The sequence below is a fragment of the Enterobacter cloacae complex sp. OE43NF genome, assembly GCF_023544405.1.
Taxonomy (GTDB): domain Bacteria; phylum Pseudomonadota; class Gammaproteobacteria; order Enterobacterales; family Enterobacteriaceae; genus Enterobacter; species Enterobacter cloacae.
Genome location: NZ_JAMJFW010000002.1, coordinates 136,764 through 152,649 on the forward strand (window position 1 = coordinate 136,764; position 15,886 = coordinate 152,649).

Consider the following 15,886-nt stretch of genomic DNA (forward strand, 5'->3'; position numbering starts at 1 on the left):
TTTGTCTTAAAGATCCCCGAAAGTCCCCAACCGATACCCGCGCTCGGCAATCGCGTATTTCAGCGACGGCGACGTCAGCACCTCCAGCTCCGCCAGGCGCGGCCAGCAGTAGGCGCTCTTACGGACGGTGTTATCGACAAACGCAGGATGCGCCATCACCTCCAGCGACCGTTCCCCCCGGGCTGCGGAATCATCCAGCACCTTCAGGAACAGCGCTTCGTCGATCTCCTCACCGTAAAATGCGCTGCTGAACCCCTCCGATGTGGTCACGGCAAAGTCCGGCAACCCGCGCACGTCACGATCCACACGCATCGCCACGCCTTTACGCTGAGCAAAATCCGCAATGAGCGGAAAAATCGCCGGGATCATATGCACATGATGATGGCTGTCGATATGGGTTGGTTCGCGACCAAAGAGGTCAACAAAACGGTTGTACTGACAGTCCAGCTCGCGGGCAATCTCTTCGAGCGGCAGCGCGTCCTGCTCCGCCAGTTCCCAAATCCATTTCCCGAGTTGCCCGTCACGCGTCAGGCCCGGCATCGCTGAAAGCGGCCTCCCCAGCGTCAACACAAAGTGCATGCCCACGCCCAGCTCAGGCGCTTCACGGCTCAGCTGCGCCGCGTGCTCTATCGCCTCTCCATTCACCAGCGCGGTGGTCGAGGTCACCACACCCCGTCGGCAGGCTTCAACAATGCCGTAATTTTGCCCCTTAGACAGGCCAAAATCATCAGCATTGACGATCAGCAGGTTTTCCATCGCACGTCCTCTTAACGGTGTTGGTGTTTGAGCTTCTCAACCGTGGCGGCAAAGTTTGGCAGCCATTTTTCATGCGCCAGTATCATCTCGCTGGCCAGCCCTTCCGCATCGCGGTCGGAATGCACCAGCGGGCTGAGGTTCAACGCCAGCAGCACATCATTCAACTCACCGCTCAGCGCAGCGTTGCTGGCCGCCACTTCAAACCCTTTGATGGTATGGATGAGCCCCATCACTTTGTCATCAAAGTGGGTAATACGCGGATGCGGTTTTGCCCCCTCACGGCCCAGGATACAGGTCATCTCTACGGCCCAGTCGGCCGGGATATTGTCGATATGGCCGTGGTGCGGCACATTGACGTAGTGCTCAGCCTGCTTGTCATTGTAAATGGCGTTGATCACTTCGCACGCCGCGTCGGAATAGTACGCTCCACCGCGCTGTTCAAGCTCTTTCGGCTTCACGTTCAGGTTTGGATCTTTATACAAATCAAACAGCTGCTTTTCAACTTTCTGCACAACCTGAGCGCGGGCACCGCCTTTATAGTACTCGCCCATTTCGATGGCCAGCATCTCTTTCTGCTTGAAGTAGTAAAGCAAATACGAGCATGGCAGCAGATTCAGGGAACGGATGAGCCCTTCGCTGAACGGCAGGTCGAAGATATTTTTTACGGATGCTGCGGTCAGGCGGCCGGAAGCCACGCCGTCCAGCAGTTCAGCAAAGCGAGACTGGCCGTTGACTATCACATCTCTGATGAACACCATGTGGTTAAGGCCAAACAGATCGATAGAGAGATCGTCGTTGTCGGTCAGCTCCAGCACGTCGCGGATGAACATCTTCATGCCAATCGGAATATTGCAGACGCCGATAAAACGCTTGAAGCTGGTATGGCGATAGACCGCCTCGGTGACCATCCCGGCCGGGTTGGTAAAGTTAATCACCCATGCGTTCGGGCAGATCTCCTGCACATCTTTGATGATGTCGAAAATGACCGGGATGGTGCGCAAACCTTTAAACAGGCCGCCCGCACCGTTGGTTTCCTGTCCCAGATAGCCGTGGCTCAGCGGAATGCGTTCGTCCAGTTCACGCGCTTTGAGCTGGCCCACGCGTAGCTGAGTGGTGACGAAGTCAGCGTCCTGCAATGCCAGGCGACGATCGAGGGTTTTATGCACGGTTAAGGGCACACCGGCTTTTTCTACCATCCGCTGGCACAGGTCAAAAATAATATTCAGCTTTTCCTGCCCTTCTTCAACATCCACCAGCCATAATTCACTGACCGGTAATTCATGATAACGTTTCAGGAAACCTTCCAGTAATTCCGGGGTATAGCTGCTGCCGCCGCCAATGGTCACGACTTTTAATTTCTTTTGCATAACATCTCCCTTAGCGTATCAGGTTAATCGCCTGCAAGGTATAGCGGACTCTTCCCGCTATTTGGGCAAGCAATCAAGTCAATATTCGTGGCGAATAAACTCGCCAGGCACTAATTAATTACCGTCAAATTCTTCCGGTAACTGTTTGGTGTGAATGAGGTAAATTTCTTAAAGGTTTTAATAAACAGGCTGGGGCTACTGTAACCGGACTCATAAGCAATATCGGTGACAGAGTAGTTGGTAATTTCCAGCTGTTTTTTGGCAAAATTAATGCGGATTTCATTAATAATTTGCACAGGCGTTTTACGATAATAACGCTGTGTCGCCCGGGTCAGGTATTCCTGGGATTTTCCGGACAGTGACACCATATTTTCCAGAGCATTCTCGCTGAACTGCCCTTTGTCGTGCATCAACTCGACGGTACTGCGCAGCCATTGCGGAATGTCGTCGCTCACCTGCTGCTCTTCACGGTGGTGGCGAAGGCGGTTCATCACATAGAACGTCACGGTTTCAATAAATTCATCGAACTCATTGTCGCGGAAGTTGAGCGAGGCGATCACCGTTTCGATCCAGGTCATAAATTCGTTTTTCACGCGATAGACCTGTGACGCCACAAAGCAGAACGGCACCAGCGGCAGATAGTGTTTCTCAAAGAAACGTCTGCTGACGCCAACATTCAGAATACGGGTGGCACCAAATTCGTAAAAGCTCTGGTGATAAGATCCCATCGGCAGGAAAACAAAGTCACCGCGCTCCAGCAGGACACGCTTGCCGTTAATCTCCTGATAGTAGCGGCCGGTCAGAACAATCGTGAACTCGTAGTAGTCATGCTGGTGCAGACCACTGGCGCTCTCCGTCTTGTTGTAAATAACCACGTGAAAATTCTTGCCATTAAACAGTTGCTGTTCAAGTGCGGTTTTAATTTCCATCGTGCTGACCTCCTGCCACTCAGTCTGACTTACTGCAGCTTCTCGTGAAGCTCAATTAACTCTGCCACCAGCTCGCGTGCCAGCATCGAGGTCATCAGGTGATCCTGTGCATGCACCAGCACCAGGCTGACTTTCATCTTCCCTTCCCCCTGGTCGCCTTCGATAAGCTTAGTCTGCACCAGGTGCGCTTCATTCAGCGCGATACGGGATTGATCCATCATGGTCTTAGCGGCGGCAAAATCGCCCTGCTTGGCCTGCTTCAGGGCAGCATACGCCAGGCTACGTGCTTGCCCGGAGTTGATGATAAGCCCCATCACCACTTCTTCCAGATCGTTCTCTACGGCGTCTTCGGCTACGATACTATCCAAATCTAACATCTCTAAGCTCCTTTTCGCTGGCGCGGGTTACCCCGCGCCGGGCAATATTTAGAATTTCAGTGCGAGGGCGATATCCTCTTCGCTCTCTTCTTCATCAATCACGGTCGCGGCTTTGTTGGCTATCGCCACGAATGGCATGTAGAGCAGTGTTGCAATCCCGAGGTTGAATATCGCCAGCAGGAAGGCCGCGACACTACCGTTGGTGTTGAAGAACGCCCCCAGCCCCGCCGGCATGGTCCACGGCGCAATGTTGGTAACAGGCGGGATAATGCCCAGGTAATAGGCCGTCAGGGTGATCCCCGCCAGCAGCGGCTGAATCAGGACGAATGGAATGAACATCACCGGGTTCATGATGATAGGCAGACCAAACAGAATCGGCTCGTTAATCTGGAAGATGCCTGACGGCAGCGCCAGCTTCGCAACCTGACGATGGTCAGCGCGACGAGAGACAATAAAGACCGCGATGATCAGACCCAGCGTCGCCCCGGTACCCCCCAGGAAGATATAAGAGTCCAGCATCGGCTTCGCCCACACATGGAAGGTTTTACCGGCTGCCAGCGCCGCATCAACGGAGCCGTACTGCTGATAAAGTGCAACGTTTTCCAGTGCCCATGGGGTCATGATACCGCTGTCCAGCGCGGCCAGTGCCAGTGAACCATGTACGCCGAAGAACCACAGCAGGGAGGTGAAAATCACGTACGCCCAACCGACCACGCCCCCCATCGACGCCAGCGGCGTTGAGATAGAGTCCATGATGATCTGGTGGAAGTTTGTGCCCCAGTGAGAGAGCGCCCAGGCAATAATCCCCATGATGGAGAGAATAATGAAGCCTGGAATCAACGCGGAAAATGAACGGGAAACGGAGCCCGGTACGCTATCCGGCAGGCGAATTACCCAGTTGCGACGGATAATAAAGGTGAACATCTCGGCAACCACCAGACCGATAACGATACCGGAAATAATGTTTGCCCCACCCAGCCAGTTGGCACCCACAGCATAAGCTTCACCCACGCTGTATGGGGTGACGGTCATAAAGGCGGCAACGGACAATAACCCCGCGGCCAGCGGATCCACCTTACGTTCTTCGGCTAATGCCATCCCAATAAAGAAAGGCGCCATCAGCGACATAATACCCAACGTACCGTTATATACGTTGCCGCCGATGGCTTTAAAACCGTTAAGGGTTTCAATGGTTGAAGCGTCTAACCGAATTCCTAATGAATAAAAAAAGGAACCTTCACCAAAGCTCAGAAAAACGTTGTTAATTAAAACGAACATTGCCCCGGCCAGCGTCAACGGCATTAATTTAATAAAGCCGTTTTTGATGGCGTTAACGTGAGGCTGCTTTCCTATTTTAACAGCAAAAGGAAGGAGTACCTTTTCAAGTGAAGCGATGACTTTACTCATAGGAAAATACCCTTAAATGCCGCAACGTATGTCGCGGCGTATTGTGTGTGAAATAACTCTTTGACGGGAAAAATAAAAATTAATTAGCAGCTTTTTTAATTGCTGCCACAGCAGCTTTCAGTACACCTAAACCATCAATCTTACCGTACAGCCCTGAGTCGATAACCTCGACCGGTTTATTCGGTAACAGACGTTGAATTTCTGGCAACATGTAAGCGATCTGCGGCCCCAGTAAAATAACATCTGCGGTCTGGCCTTTTTCACCCGCCAGCGTTTCCGGGAACGCTTCGATCACCACCGGCACTTCATACTTTTCGGCCTGTGCACGCATCTTCGACACCAGCAGTGACGTTGACATGCCTGCAGAGCAGAACAGGTAGATATGTTTCTTTTCCATCATGATTTCCCTCTTTTATGACTACCTGCCGTCTCGCTATCACTCGACTCGCTCTCCTGGCTGACAGGTAATGTGCTGACTGTTGTTTATCGTTGGAGTGAGTATACGTAATGGTACAGAGGGGGGATAATTCTGCACAGGCCTAAATTGTCTCTCATTGACCTGGCTTGTTGACTACCTTCACATTTCAGGCAAATAATTCGCGCAAAGAAATAAGATTTACGTATGCATAAAAAAACCGGCCCAAAGGCCGGCTTGTTAACATCCTCAGGCAAGCAGGGTTACTGCGCCTTAGGTGCCTGCGGATCGGTATCGTATTCTGCACAGGTCTGGTAACCGGAATTGATGACGTGACCGGTGTCATCCAGAGCAACAAAGTAGGTTTCTGCCTTACCATCACGTTGACCCAGGATATAGGTCTGGCAGGTACCACGCGCGTGGATCATGGTCACTTCTGACGAAGGCTTACCGGCAATCGCAGCCACCTGCGAACGGGTCATGCCTTTTTTGACATCTTTCACTACCGGCTGTGTAAACTGATCTTTGGTGCGATCGTAAGCCGTACACCCTGCCAGCATAGTCAGTACCGCCGCTGCGCTAAGAATTCCTGCTACGTTCTTGTTCATATTCCGTCCTCTTGTTTATCAGCGTGTTATCTAAGCATGGGATAAAAAGTACTATTGTTCAACTTTGCGAGTTACGCCAGACGAATTTCGGAAAATTCTAATAAAACAACGATAAGCTGCTAAAACGCCGCAAAATAGCGCACTCGAAACTGTGATCCTTGTCGTTTTACGCCTGAAGGGTTAGTTTTAACAGTTAACACATTCTGTTTATGGTCTGCATATGGAGGGCGTGATGGCTCTGCAACACGAGATTATTCAGGCGCTGGGCGCGAAGCCTGCGGTAGATGCAAATGAAGAGATCCGCCGAAGCGTTGATTTTTTAAAATCCTATTTAAAAACGAACTCGTTTCTGAAAACGCTGGTACTGGGCATCAGCGGCGGGCAGGACTCGACGCTGACCGGCAAACTCTGCCAGATGGCAATTTCAGAGCTGCGCGAAGAGACGGGAGATGAAGCGCTGCAGTTTATCGCCGTGCGTCTTCCGTATGGCGTGCAGGCAGACGAACAGGATTGTCAGGATGCCATCGCCTTTATCCAGCCAGACCGCGTACTGACGGTCAATATCAAAGGATCGGTGCTGGCGAGTGAACAGGCGCTGCGCGAAGCGGGCATTGAGCTGAGCGATTTTGTGCGCGGCAATGAAAAAGCGCGCGAACGTATGAAAGCGCAGTACAGCATTGCAGGCATGACCAAAGGCGTGGTTGTCGGGACCGATCACGCGGCAGAAGCCATCACCGGTTTCTTCACCAAATATGGCGACGGGGGCACCGACATTAACCCTATCTTCCGTTTGAACAAGCGTCAGGGTAAACAACTGCTGGCTGCGCTGGGCTGCCCGGAGCATTTATACAAGAAAGCGCCAACGGCGGATCTGGAAGACGATCGCCCTTCCCTGCCGGATGAAGCGGCGCTCGGTGTGACCTATGACAACATCGATGATTATCTGGAAGGCAAGAAACTGGACGAGAGTATCGCGAAGATTATCGAAGGCTGGTATCTGAAAACCGAGCACAAACGCCGCCCACCCATTACCGTGTTTGACGATTTCTGGAAGAAATAAAAGCAAAACGGTAACCCAGGTTACCGTTTTTAGTGTTTGCGCCCTCTCCCGAGGGAGAGGGTTGGGGTGAGAGCATCAGGCGACCCGGCTCTTTTTTAACCACCCTACACCTGCTACACTGTATACCTGAACAGTATATGGAGTCGTATGTGAGCAGGCGTCAATCTGCCCCGCGTCTGGAGTTTGAAGCGGCGGCTATCTATGAATATCCCGAACATCTCCGCCCCTGGCTTGAGGAATTACCTAAACAGCCGGGCGTTTACATCTTTCATGGCGAAAGCGACACCCTGCCGCTCTATATCGGCAAAAGCGTGAATATTCGCAGCCGGGTGCTGTCCCATCTGCGCACGCCGGACGAAGCCGCCATGCTCCGCCAGTCGCGACGCATCAGCTGGTATCCGACGGCAGGGGAAATGGGAGCGCTCTTACTGGAAGCCCGGCTGATCAAAGAGCAACAGCCCTTGTTTAATAAGCGTCTGCGCCGCAATCGTCAGCTCTGCTCGCTACAGATAACCGCGGGCAAACCGCAGGTTGTCTATGCGCGCGACGTCGATTTTTCGCACGCACCGAATCTGTACGGCCTGTTCGCCAACAAACGTGCGGCGCTACAGGCGCTACAAACGCTGGCGGACGAGCAGCAGCTTTGCTACAGCCTGCTGGGGCTGGAGGCCACCACTCGTGGACGCGCCTGTTTCCGCTCTGCGCTCAAACGCTGTGCGGGGGCCTGCTGCGGCAAAGAGAGCGTCGAGGATCATCACGCCCGGCTTCTTGGCGGGCTGGCGGCCATCAGCGTGAAGTGCTGGCCATGGGAAGGGGCCGTTGCGCTAAAAGAGGTGGGAGAGACAATGACGCAGTACCACATCGTTCATAACTGGTTCTGGCTGGGGGCGGTCGATAATCTGCAGGAGGCCGCCACCCTGTTACGCACACCCGCCGGCTTCGACCATGATGGCTACAAAATTCTCTGTAAGCCCGTGCTGACCGGCGAGTTTGACGTTATTGTGCTTAATGACCAGGCAGCCAGTTGATTTCGCTGAATAATAACCTGCCGTGCGATTCCAGCAAACGCAGGGTGTGGGTTCCCTCCTCCCAGCTCGCGCCCTGATCGGCTGTCAGCAATTTATCCCCCAACTGCCACGCACCGCTTAAGACGAAGACCACCCCCCCGCGTGAGCCAAAGGTAGTGAAGGTGCGGTCCGCCACCCGCACTTTCGCCTGGCAGCAATCCCGCCGGGTCATGATGTTGAAGTCCATCGACATCTGCCCGTCGCTTAACAGCGCTTTTACCGGCTGGTCGCCGGAAAAACAAAAGGGCTGATGGTGCTTCAGGGTATGGCAAAACGCCTGACCGGCATCCAGCGTCACTTCCCCCCCTTCCAGCAGGGTGATAACCCGGTCAACACCGGGAAAGGAGGAGAATTCGCCATTGCTGGCGATGGTCGCAATGCTGGCACGCCAGAAAAAATCGCGCGTCGCGGGAGGAAAACAACAAATTTCGCGCGTCTCACCAGCACCATTGCGCCAGAGACTGACCGGCATTTTACGGATATCAAAGAACTCCATCACCACTCCTGAATGGCGCAACGAGCGCCAGGGCAAGGATATTGCTATCGTTGCTGTCTTGTTTGTTATGATTGAATAGTTACAGACGTAGTATCGGCAGCAGAGCGGGCAAGCCTTAGCCGAACGCTGATAAAAAATCTAACGTCATGAATTCTCTGAGCGATGACAGGAGAATACCGCGCCTGTTGCGGCAGACAAGAGGGTAAGAAAGAAAAAACCGCCGGTCCTGTCCACAGCATTTGCGCTTTTGTAGACAGGATCCCGGCGGTCTTAAGAGAGTGAACCGATTATTCGGTTGGTGCTGGCATTTTACCTTCCATTGCCGGACGTTCTGTCAGACGCTTCTCAAAATTGGCATTAAATTGTTTTTTCTGTTCCGGCGTCAGAATGTTGTAGATCTTGTTCTGGGTTTCCATATGAGCCAGCATGCGGGCTTTATGCTGCTCAGCCATTTTGTCGATCTGCGCTTCGGCTTTTGCCTTATCGAAGCTGTCGCTGGCGATAATGTCATGCATCGCGCGGCGCTCTTCCAGCGGAGGACGTTTCATCTGATCACGCTGGCTTTTCATGATGTCGCGGATCTGCTGTTTCTGCGTATCCGTCAGGTTCAGATCTTTGAACATCATCATCTCGTGCATACCCGGCTTGCCTTTGTGATGCATCATCATTTTGCCTTCAGCAGGCGCGGCAGTGGTGGTTGCGGTATCTGCGGCGAACGCCATGCTGGTAGCGCCCAGAGCCAGGGTAGAAGCAACAAACAGTGCAGTAAACTTACGCATAATTTATTTCCTTACTTTCAGTTATTCTTCGGCGCTATGCCGTGTTGACGAGATTAACTTTACGGGGTTTATCGTCAATTAGTCAGAGCAACGGTAAAACAATGAAAGTGTAAAAAACAAATTTTCGCCAAATATGGAGGAAATAAGGATAAAGCGTGGAGAGTTGCAACAAAAATATGCAATAAGCTGATTATTAAGAGATTGTGCAGAAGTATAACCAACTACCGTTTAATAATAAAGCAATTATCCAGGAATATTCTGCAAAGAAAATGCGATCGCCTTAATCGCTAAGAATATAGTTTTAATATTCCCCTCCCGCAGACAGGAGGGGAAACGATCAGGACACTTTTTCCAGCATCAGCCCGGCCCGCAGACCAAAGGCCACCGACGGGTTGGGGAACAGCACATATTCGGTTGTTTTCTGCACCTCATAGCGCTCGTCGCCATCCTCCGCCAGTAATGCTCCCTTGCGAAACGGCGTAAAATTGAGCGTGTGGGCCGCCATGTGTAGCTGGAAAGCCTCGCTACGGCGGGTGATCTGCTGCACAACCCGATAACGCTCGACGGGCTGGCTGGTGTGCTCCGGCTCCGTCCCCCCCAGCAGCGCCCGCAGCGCAAGATGCGTCGGGGCAAAGCGCGTAAGATCGTTTTGCCCAAACGGCAGCGCTTTTCCCAGCTCCAGCGTGCAGGCCAGCGCGCCGAAACATTCGCAGGTAAAGTGCGTGAAGGTCCCCCCCGGCGACTGATGGAAGACCAGCGCTTCCAGCCCCGCATCCCCCAGCCAGCGCAGAAAATCTTCCTCCCAGGGCTGGTTACGCTGCGGCAGTACGCCAAAACGCACGTGATACGAGGCGCGGATCGCCGTATGCAGATCGAGATGCCAGCGCGATGGCCCCGCGTCGGTGAAAAAGGTGGTGACGATCTGCTCCAGCCACTGCGCCCGTGCCGTTTCATCACTTTGTGGGAATTGCGACCAGCGGCCACCGAACATGCGGTTGATGTCGCTCACCAGATAGCGTTTGTTTTGCGCCAGCGCAGGCGGGTTTCCCAGAACCACCAGCAGACGGCAGTGCAGCGCGATCTCCCCGCTATACAACGCGCGCAGCAGCATGTCGACAATCTCGACGGGCGCCGTTTCATTGCCGTGAATGCCGGTTGAGAGCAGAAGCGACAGTTCACTCCTGGCGGTCGGTGTCAGTTCAAGCACGCCGCGCCCCAGCCACCGCCAGTGGAATGAGGGGCCCTCCCCCTCACGTTGTGAGGGCGTTTCATCGGCCAGCGTCAGCGCCAGTAAATTTTCCATAGCGCCTCCTTTAGCGCTGGAACGGGTAAACCGAACCCAGTTGCAGGATTGAGGTTAACGCGTCCAGCGCCTCGCGGCCTTCGCGCAGCAGCTGCGGGTCAACCAGATCGGCCTGCGTTAACCGGTCGCGATAGTAGCGGTCCACCCAGTCGTTCAGGGTGTTAAACAGCGTCTCATTCATCATCACTGCCGGGTTAACGGCCTGCATTTCGGCAGGCGTCAGGACCACGCGCAGGCGTAAACAGGCCGGACCGCCCCCGTTTGCCATGCTCTCGCGCAGATCAAAGACGCGCAGTTCCGCAATCGGGTTATCGGCTTTCACCAGTTCAGTCAGATAACGCCACACGCCCGGGTGATCGCTGGACTCCTGCGGCAGCACCAGCATCATGCTGCCATCGTCCCGGCTCAACAGCTGGCTGTTAAAGAGGTAGGTCTCAACCGCATCCTGCACGCTCACCGCCTGCGTCGGCACCTGAATCGGCGTAAACCCGGGCACGCGTTCATGCAGCGTGGCGAGGAGTTTCTCCTGATGGGCGAACGCCTGCTCGTGGCAGAACAGAACCTGGCGGTTAGAGACGGCAATCACGTCGTTATGGAACACGCCCTGGTCGATCACATGCGGGTTCTGCTGGGCAAAAATCACCTGCGACGGATTGACCTGATTCAGACGCGCCACGGCCTGGCTTGCCGCCAGCGTCTGTCGGGCCGGGTAGCGGGTTGGCGCAGAGTGGCCACCCTCTTCCCGCCCGTAAATAAACAGCTGTAACCCCGGTTCGCCGTAATCGCCGCCCAGACGGTTATGGTTGGCAGCGCCTTCATCACCAAACATCGCCACCTGCGGCAGAGCCGGATGGACAGTAAAATGGGCGTCATTATGGAAAATGGCGCGCAGCACGCGCTCCGTGGTCTCCGCTTCGGTGGCGCGGTGGAATTTGTTGTTCAGGTTCGCCACCGTCAAATGGACCTTGCCATCCAGCGTATCGGCAGAGGGCGCAACGGTCGCCGCATTGGCCACCCACATTGAGGAGGCAGAACTCGCCGCCGAGAGCAGGTGTGGCGTCTGCGTTCCCGCTTTCTCCACCACCTGTTCATCAGTACCGCTAAAACCAAGCTGACGTAACACCGCCACGTTTGGACGATCCTGCGGCGGGATCACCGCCTGCGGAAAACCGGCGTCCGATAACGCCTTCATTTTCAGCAGCCCCTGCTTTGCCGCCAGTTTCGGGTTGGAGACCTGAAAACGGTGTTTCGTCGAGGCTTCATTACCAAAGGAGAGCCCAGCATAGTGGTGCGTCAGCCCCACCAGTCCGTCAAAATTGACTTCACGCGCTTTCATGGCGATCTCCCTGACTAAAATCCAGACCCGGACTCAGCGTTTCCGGCAGCGTCAGCGCGGGTGTTTCCAGGCTCGCCATCGGCCACGCGCAGTAATCTGCGGCATACCACGCGCTGGCGCGATGGTTCCCGGAAGCTCCTACGCCGCCAAACGGGGCGGTACTCGCGGCACCGGTCAGCGGTTTGTTCCAGTTCACAATCCCGGCGCGCGCTTCGAGCAGCAGCTGATCAAACTTCTCGCGCTGCGGTGAAATCAGACCGCTCGACAGGCCGTAGCGGGTGTTGTTGGCCATCGTAATGGCACTGTCAAAATCGTCATAGCGCCAGACGCACAGCAGTGGTCCAAAGACCTCGTCATCCGGCACGTTGCTCGCGCCGCTCATCTCAACAATGCCCGGCGTCAGCAGCGACGTGCCCGGCTGAACCTGCTTCGGCTCCAGCAAGGTTTTCGCGCCGCGTGAGACATGGTCCTGCCAGGCTTTCAGAACGTTCAGCGCCGCCTGTTCGGAGATGAGCCCGCCGATAAACGGCTGCGGGTCGGCATCCCACGTCGCAGGCACCAGACGCGCGCTCACCTCAACCAGACGCCTGAGGAACGCATCGCCCTGCGCCCCGCGCTTCACCAGCAGACGACGCGCGCAGGTGCAGCGCTGACCGGCAGTAATAAAGGCCGACTGGATGGTCAGGTGGACTGCCGCGTCAATATCATCAGGATCTTCCACAATGAGCGGGTTGTTTCCGCCCATCTCCAGCGCCAGAATTTTTTCCGGCTGCCCGGCCAGCTGGCGATGCAGCTGATAGCCCGTCCCGGCGCTGCCGGTAAACAGCAGGCCATCAATATCACTTAACGCGCTCAGCGCCTGGCCGGTTTCACGCCCGCCCTGCACCAGGTTCAGCACGCCCGGCGGCAAACCCGCCTGCTCCCAGAGCTTCACCACCACCTCACCGGTCAGCGGCGTTAATTCACTCGGTTTGAAAATGACGCTATTTCCCGCCAGCAGTGCGGGCACAATATGCCCGTTTGGCAGATGCCCCGGGAAGTTGTAGGGGCCAAACACCGCCAGCACGCCGTGGGGGCGATGGCGCAGCGTGGCCGCGCCGTCAGCCATTTCGGTATGCTGCTCGCCGGTGCGGGTATGGTACGCCTTTACCGAGATGGCGATTTTGTTGATCATCGCCGTCACTTCAGTCGCCGCTTCCCAGCGTGGCTTGCTGGTCTCCAGGGCGATCGTGCGGGTCAACTCGGTTTTGTTCGCTTCCAGCAGAGACGCAAACTTTTCGACAATCCCCTGGCGCACAGTGAACGGCTGTTTCGCCCACGCCGGAAACGCGCGGCGCGCGGCGTGGCAGGCCTGTTCAACCTGCCCGGCGCTGGCATCATTACCTTTCCAGAGCACCTCGTTGCCGACCGGATTGGTCTTCACTCGCTGTTCACCTTCGCCCGTTACCCAGTCTCCGTTGATCCATAAAGTCATGCTGTTTTCTCCTCAGGGTAGAGTCGCACCAGGCGAACCGTATCGCCGGCATTACATTTCAGGGCATCCAGTTCTGCAGCCGTCAGCACCAGACGTTCACATTTCGGGTTGGTACGCACCAGCATGGCGCGGAAGTTGGTGTAATTTTCGTTCGCCACCAGGCACGCCGGCCAGTCACCCGGCGCGGGCTGACCTTCAGAGACGTCAACCAGTCGGCTTTTACGGATCGCGCGCACGCGGTCGATGTCGCACTCCAGCGTCGGCCCGCCGTCAAAGATGTCGACATAGTTACGGTAGCGGAAGCCTTCTTTCTCCAGCACCGCGCGGGCAGGCGCCGTTTGCGGATGGACTTCGCCAATCACCGCCTGTGCTTCCGGGGTTAAGAAATGAGTATAGATAGGGTGTTTCGGCATCAGCTCAGCGATAAACGCTTTCTGTCCGGTGCCGCAAAGATAGTCTGCCCGGCTGAACTCCATCGAGAAGAAACGCTCGCCCAGGCTCTCCCAGAACGGCGAATAACCTTTATCGTCGATCACGCCCCGCATTTCAGCCACCACCTTTTCGTTAAAACGATCGCGGAAAGCGGCCATAAACATAAAGCGCGATTTGGAGAGCAGATACCCGTTGCCCTCTTTACGCCACGCCGGATCAAGGAACAGCGTGCAAAGCTCGCTGGCACCGGTGTGGTCATTACAGAGAAACAGCGTCGGCAGCGCATTATAGACGTTCAGCTCTTTCGAGGCATGAACCATGGTGCCCACGCGGTAGTTGTACCACGGGTCGTTAAGGCCAACGGCCACTTCGATGGCGCAGATCCCGGCTACGGTCCCCGTGTCGGTATCTTCCAGCACGAACACATAGCCCTGTTCGCTTTTTGGCAACGTCCCCTGCCAGGTTTGCAGGGCGCGCTCAATGCGCGCCGACAGCGTTTTTTCATCGGCAGGAAGCGAGGTCAGCCCGCCCCCCGTCTTACCGGCAAGCTGCATGAGCCCGGCGAGATCGCCGCGCTCAACGGGACGGATGACCATCATGATGACACCCCGGATTTCACACGTTCACAGGCCAGCGCAAAACGGTCTAAACCGGTGCTCACCTCTTCCTCGCTGACAATCAGCGCAGGGGCAAAACGCACCACGTTGGCACCGGCAATCAGCACCATCACGCCCTGTTTCGCCGCTTCCTGTGAAATAAGTTTAGCTTTTCCGGCAAACTCCGGCGTCAGTTCGCAGCCAATTAACAGCCCCAGGCCACGAATCTCTTTAAACAGAGCGGTCTTGCTGTTAATGGCGTTCAGACGCTCCACAAACCAGTCGTGACGCTGTTTAACCCCCTTCAGCACTTCCGGTGTATTGATGATATCCAGAACCTGTCCGGCCACGGCCGTTGCCAGCGGGTTACCGCCATAGGTGGTGCCATGCGTGCCCACGACCATTACGCCGGCGAATTTATCGGAGGTCAGCATCGCGCCAATCGGGAAGCCGCCGCCCAGCGCTTTCGCCGTTGAGAGAACGTCCGGCGTTACGCCGTAGTGCATATACGCATACAGCTCACCGGTACGGCCTACGCCGGTCTGCACTTCATCGAAAATCAGTACCGCGTTGTGACGGTCGCACAGTTCGCGCAGCCCTTGCAGGAACGCTTTCTGTGCGGGCAGCACACCGCCTTCTCCCTGCATTGGCTCAACGATCACCGCGCAGGTGGTGTCGTCGATCAGCTCGCGGGCTGACTGCAGATCGTTATACACCCCGTGGCGGATATCCGGCGGCAGCGGCGCAAAGTCCTGCGAGTAGGACGGCTGCCCCCCTGCGCTGACGGTAAAGAGCGTACGGCCATGGAACGCGTTCTTAAAGGCCACAATCCCGCTCTTGTGCACACCGAATTTATCGTGCGCATATTTGCGTGCCAGCTTCAGTGCCGCTTCGTTCGCCTCCGCGCCCGAGTTGCAGAAAAAGACTTTCTCCGCAAACGTCGCGTCGATCAGTTTTTTCGCCAGACGCAGCGCCGGTTCGTTGGTATAGCCGTTCCCGGTGTGCCAGAACTTCGCCGCCTGGTCGTTTAACGCCTGGCGCAGCGCCGGGTGTGCATGGCCCAGCGCGTTAACCGCAATCCCGCCCGCAAAGTCGATATACTCTTTACCCTGTTGATCCCACAGGCGCGAGCCTTCCCCACGAACCGGAATAAAAGCCGCCGGAGCGTAAACCGGCATCATCCATTCATCGAAATTTTCACGCGTAATTGACAGAGACATAGCGACCTCATCCGGTAAATAAAAAGTTATTTGAATGTTAAATAATTGAGTGTTTGCACTGTGAATGTAGATTGCAGCCTTCGTGCCAGCCAGCGATAAAAATGCATAAACGGGTGGGGGTAACAGAATATCAATAAGTTACAACATGGAGTTATTCACTGTTAGTGCATAAAAAGTGAATATTTTTACGACAAGCGGCGCTTTGCCGCATGAAAATCAGAAAGAGTATGCAGAGGCCAAATATAATTCTGGAATTGTGATCGC

Annotated in this window: 16 protein-coding genes; 2 read left to right on the forward strand and 14 right to left on the reverse strand. The window is 55.2% G+C overall.

Annotation, left to right across the window (positions count from 1 at the left end; translation table 11 throughout):
* Positions 1–6: 6 nt before the first annotated feature.
* The 7 genes from chbG to osmE all read right to left on the reverse strand — a co-directional run bounded on the left by chbG (position 7) and on the right by osmE (position 5,859).
* The gene (chbG, locus tag M8370_RS02025; protein WP_187170925.1) at positions 7–756 is read right to left on the reverse strand and encodes a chitin disaccharide deacetylase; all 750 of its coding nucleotides are present in this window, start codon (positions 754–756) and stop codon (positions 7–9) included.
* An 11-nt stretch (positions 757–767) separates the two neighbouring features.
* Entirely contained in the window at positions 768–2,123 is a 1,356-nt protein-coding gene (locus tag M8370_RS02030) for a 6-phospho-beta-glucosidase (protein ID WP_045295823.1), read from the reverse strand.
* Positions 2,124–2,233: 110 nt separating this feature from the next.
* Complete coding sequence (gene chbR / locus M8370_RS02035; protein WP_013097020.1) at positions 2,234–3,052, reverse strand: transcriptional regulator ChbR; 819 nt, start codon at positions 3,050–3,052, stop codon at positions 2,234–2,236.
* Positions 3,053–3,081: 29 nt separating this feature from the next.
* Positions 3,082–3,429: a PTS N,N'-diacetylchitobiose transporter subunit IIA gene (gene chbA / locus M8370_RS02040; RefSeq protein WP_013097021.1), complete on the reverse strand. Its 348-nt coding sequence runs from the start codon at positions 3,427–3,429 to the stop codon at positions 3,082–3,084.
* A 48-nt stretch (positions 3,430–3,477) separates the two neighbouring features.
* Entirely contained in the window at positions 3,478–4,836 is a 1,359-nt protein-coding gene (chbC, locus tag M8370_RS02045; protein WP_013097022.1) for a PTS N,N'-diacetylchitobiose transporter subunit IIC, read from the reverse strand.
* A gap of 79 nt (positions 4,837–4,915) precedes the next feature.
* The gene (gene chbB, locus M8370_RS02050; RefSeq protein WP_013097023.1) at positions 4,916–5,233 is read right to left on the reverse strand and encodes a PTS N,N'-diacetylchitobiose transporter subunit IIB; all 318 of its coding nucleotides are present in this window, start codon (positions 5,231–5,233) and stop codon (positions 4,916–4,918) included.
* A gap of 281 nt (positions 5,234–5,514) precedes the next feature.
* Positions 5,515–5,859 (reverse strand): osmotically-inducible lipoprotein OsmE, encoded by a 345-nt coding sequence (gene osmE / locus M8370_RS02055; RefSeq protein WP_003857836.1) that lies wholly within the window; start codon positions 5,857–5,859, stop codon positions 5,515–5,517.
* A gap of 232 nt (positions 5,860–6,091) precedes the next feature.
* On the opposite strand from osmE, the gene nadE reads away from it, so the two are divergent.
* Together nadE and cho are read left to right on the forward strand one after the other, a co-directional pair.
* Positions 6,092–6,919 (forward strand): NAD(+) synthase, encoded by an 828-nt coding sequence (gene nadE / locus M8370_RS02060; RefSeq protein ID WP_013097024.1) that lies wholly within the window; start codon positions 6,092–6,094, stop codon positions 6,917–6,919.
* A 137-nt stretch (positions 6,920–7,056) separates the two neighbouring features.
* Entirely contained in the window at positions 7,057–7,947 is an 891-nt protein-coding gene (gene cho / locus M8370_RS02065; RefSeq protein WP_020688382.1) for an excinuclease Cho, read from the forward strand.
* On the opposite strand, the gene ves is transcribed toward cho, so the two are convergent.
* The 7 genes from ves to astC all read right to left on the reverse strand — a co-directional run bounded on the left by ves (position 7,925) and on the right by astC (position 15,622).
* On the reverse strand, positions 7,925–8,482 hold the full coding sequence (gene ves / locus M8370_RS02070) for an environmental stress-induced protein Ves (protein ID WP_013097026.1): 558 nt from the start codon (positions 8,480–8,482) through the stop codon (positions 7,925–7,927). The two genes, cho and ves, sit on opposite strands and share 23 nt — an antisense overlap.
* Before the next feature lie 287 nt (positions 8,483–8,769).
* Positions 8,770–9,261, reverse strand: a complete 492-nt coding sequence (gene spy, locus M8370_RS02075) for an ATP-independent periplasmic protein-refolding chaperone Spy (RefSeq protein ID WP_047023728.1) — start codon at positions 9,259–9,261, stop codon at positions 8,770–8,772.
* A 337-nt stretch (positions 9,262–9,598) separates the two neighbouring features.
* Positions 9,599–10,564 carry a succinylglutamate desuccinylase gene (gene astE, locus M8370_RS02080; protein WP_248058070.1) on the reverse strand — a complete coding sequence of 322 codons (966 nt, stop codon included), beginning with the start codon at positions 10,562–10,564 and terminating at the stop codon, positions 9,599–9,601.
* A gap of 10 nt (positions 10,565–10,574) precedes the next feature.
* Positions 10,575–11,900 (reverse strand): N-succinylarginine dihydrolase, encoded by a 1,326-nt coding sequence (astB, locus tag M8370_RS02085; RefSeq protein WP_250020421.1) that lies wholly within the window; start codon positions 11,898–11,900, stop codon positions 10,575–10,577.
* The gene (gene astD, locus M8370_RS02090) at positions 11,887–13,374 is read right to left on the reverse strand and encodes a succinylglutamate-semialdehyde dehydrogenase (RefSeq protein ID WP_250020422.1); all 1,488 of its coding nucleotides are present in this window, start codon (positions 13,372–13,374) and stop codon (positions 11,887–11,889) included. Before astD ends, astB begins: the two co-directional genes overlap by 14 nt.
* Positions 13,371–14,405 (reverse strand): arginine N-succinyltransferase, encoded by a 1,035-nt coding sequence (gene astA / locus M8370_RS02095; RefSeq protein WP_250020423.1) that lies wholly within the window; start codon positions 14,403–14,405, stop codon positions 13,371–13,373. Before astA ends, astD begins: the two co-directional genes overlap by 4 nt.
* A complete protein-coding gene (astC, locus tag M8370_RS02100) occupies positions 14,402–15,622 on the reverse strand; it encodes a succinylornithine/acetylornithine transaminase (RefSeq protein ID WP_250020424.1) in 1,221 nt (406 codons plus the stop codon). Before astC ends, astA begins: the two co-directional genes overlap by 4 nt.
* Positions 15,623–15,886: the final 264 nt, after the last annotated feature.

What these genes read in the sequence shown, in the direction of transcription:
- astB (WP_250020421.1), bottom strand. Translation starts at nt 11,900, where the DNA reads ATGAAAGCGCGTGAAGTCAATTTTGACGGACTGGTGGGGCTGACGCAC.
- astA (WP_250020423.1), bottom strand. Translation starts at nt 14,405, where the DNA reads ATGATGGTCATCCGTCCCGTTGAGCGCGGCGATCTCGCCGGGCTCATG.
- astD (WP_250020422.1), bottom strand. Translation starts at nt 13,374, where the DNA reads ATGACTTTATGGATCAACGGAGACTGGGTAACGGGCGAAGGTGAACAG.
- nadE (WP_013097024.1), top strand. Translation starts at nt 6,092, where the DNA reads ATGGCTCTGCAACACGAGATTATTCAGGCGCTGGGCGCGAAGCCTGCG.
- M8370_RS02030 (WP_045295823.1), bottom strand. Translation starts at nt 2,123, where the DNA reads ATGCAAAAGAAATTAAAAGTCGTGACCATTGGCGGCGGCAGCAGCTAT.
- astC (WP_250020424.1), bottom strand. Translation starts at nt 15,622, where the DNA reads ATGTCTCTGTCAATTACGCGTGAAAATTTCGATGAATGGATGATGCCG.
- ves (WP_013097026.1), bottom strand. Translation starts at nt 8,482, where the DNA reads ATGGAGTTCTTTGATATCCGTAAAATGCCGGTCAGTCTCTGGCGCAAT.
- chbR (WP_013097020.1), bottom strand. Translation starts at nt 3,052, where the DNA reads ATGGAAATTAAAACCGCACTTGAACAGCAACTGTTTAATGGCAAGAAT.
- chbG (WP_187170925.1), bottom strand. Translation starts at nt 756, where the DNA reads ATGGAAAACCTGCTGATCGTCAATGCTGATGATTTTGGCCTGTCTAAG.
- chbA (WP_013097021.1), bottom strand. Translation starts at nt 3,429, where the DNA reads ATGTTAGATTTGGATAGTATCGTAGCCGAAGACGCCGTAGAGAACGAT.
- osmE (WP_003857836.1), bottom strand. Translation starts at nt 5,859, where the DNA reads ATGAACAAGAACGTAGCAGGAATTCTTAGCGCAGCGGCGGTACTGACT.
- spy (WP_047023728.1), bottom strand. Translation starts at nt 9,261, where the DNA reads ATGCGTAAGTTTACTGCACTGTTTGTTGCTTCTACCCTGGCTCTGGGC.
- chbB (WP_013097023.1), bottom strand. Translation starts at nt 5,233, where the DNA reads ATGGAAAAGAAACATATCTACCTGTTCTGCTCTGCAGGCATGTCAACG.
- cho (WP_020688382.1), top strand. Translation starts at nt 7,057, where the DNA reads ATGGAGTCGTATGTGAGCAGGCGTCAATCTGCCCCGCGTCTGGAGTTT.
- chbC (WP_013097022.1), bottom strand. Translation starts at nt 4,836, where the DNA reads ATGAGTAAAGTCATCGCTTCACTTGAAAAGGTACTCCTTCCTTTTGCT.
- astE (WP_248058070.1), bottom strand. Translation starts at nt 10,564, where the DNA reads ATGGAAAATTTACTGGCGCTGACGCTGGCCGATGAAACGCCCTCACAA.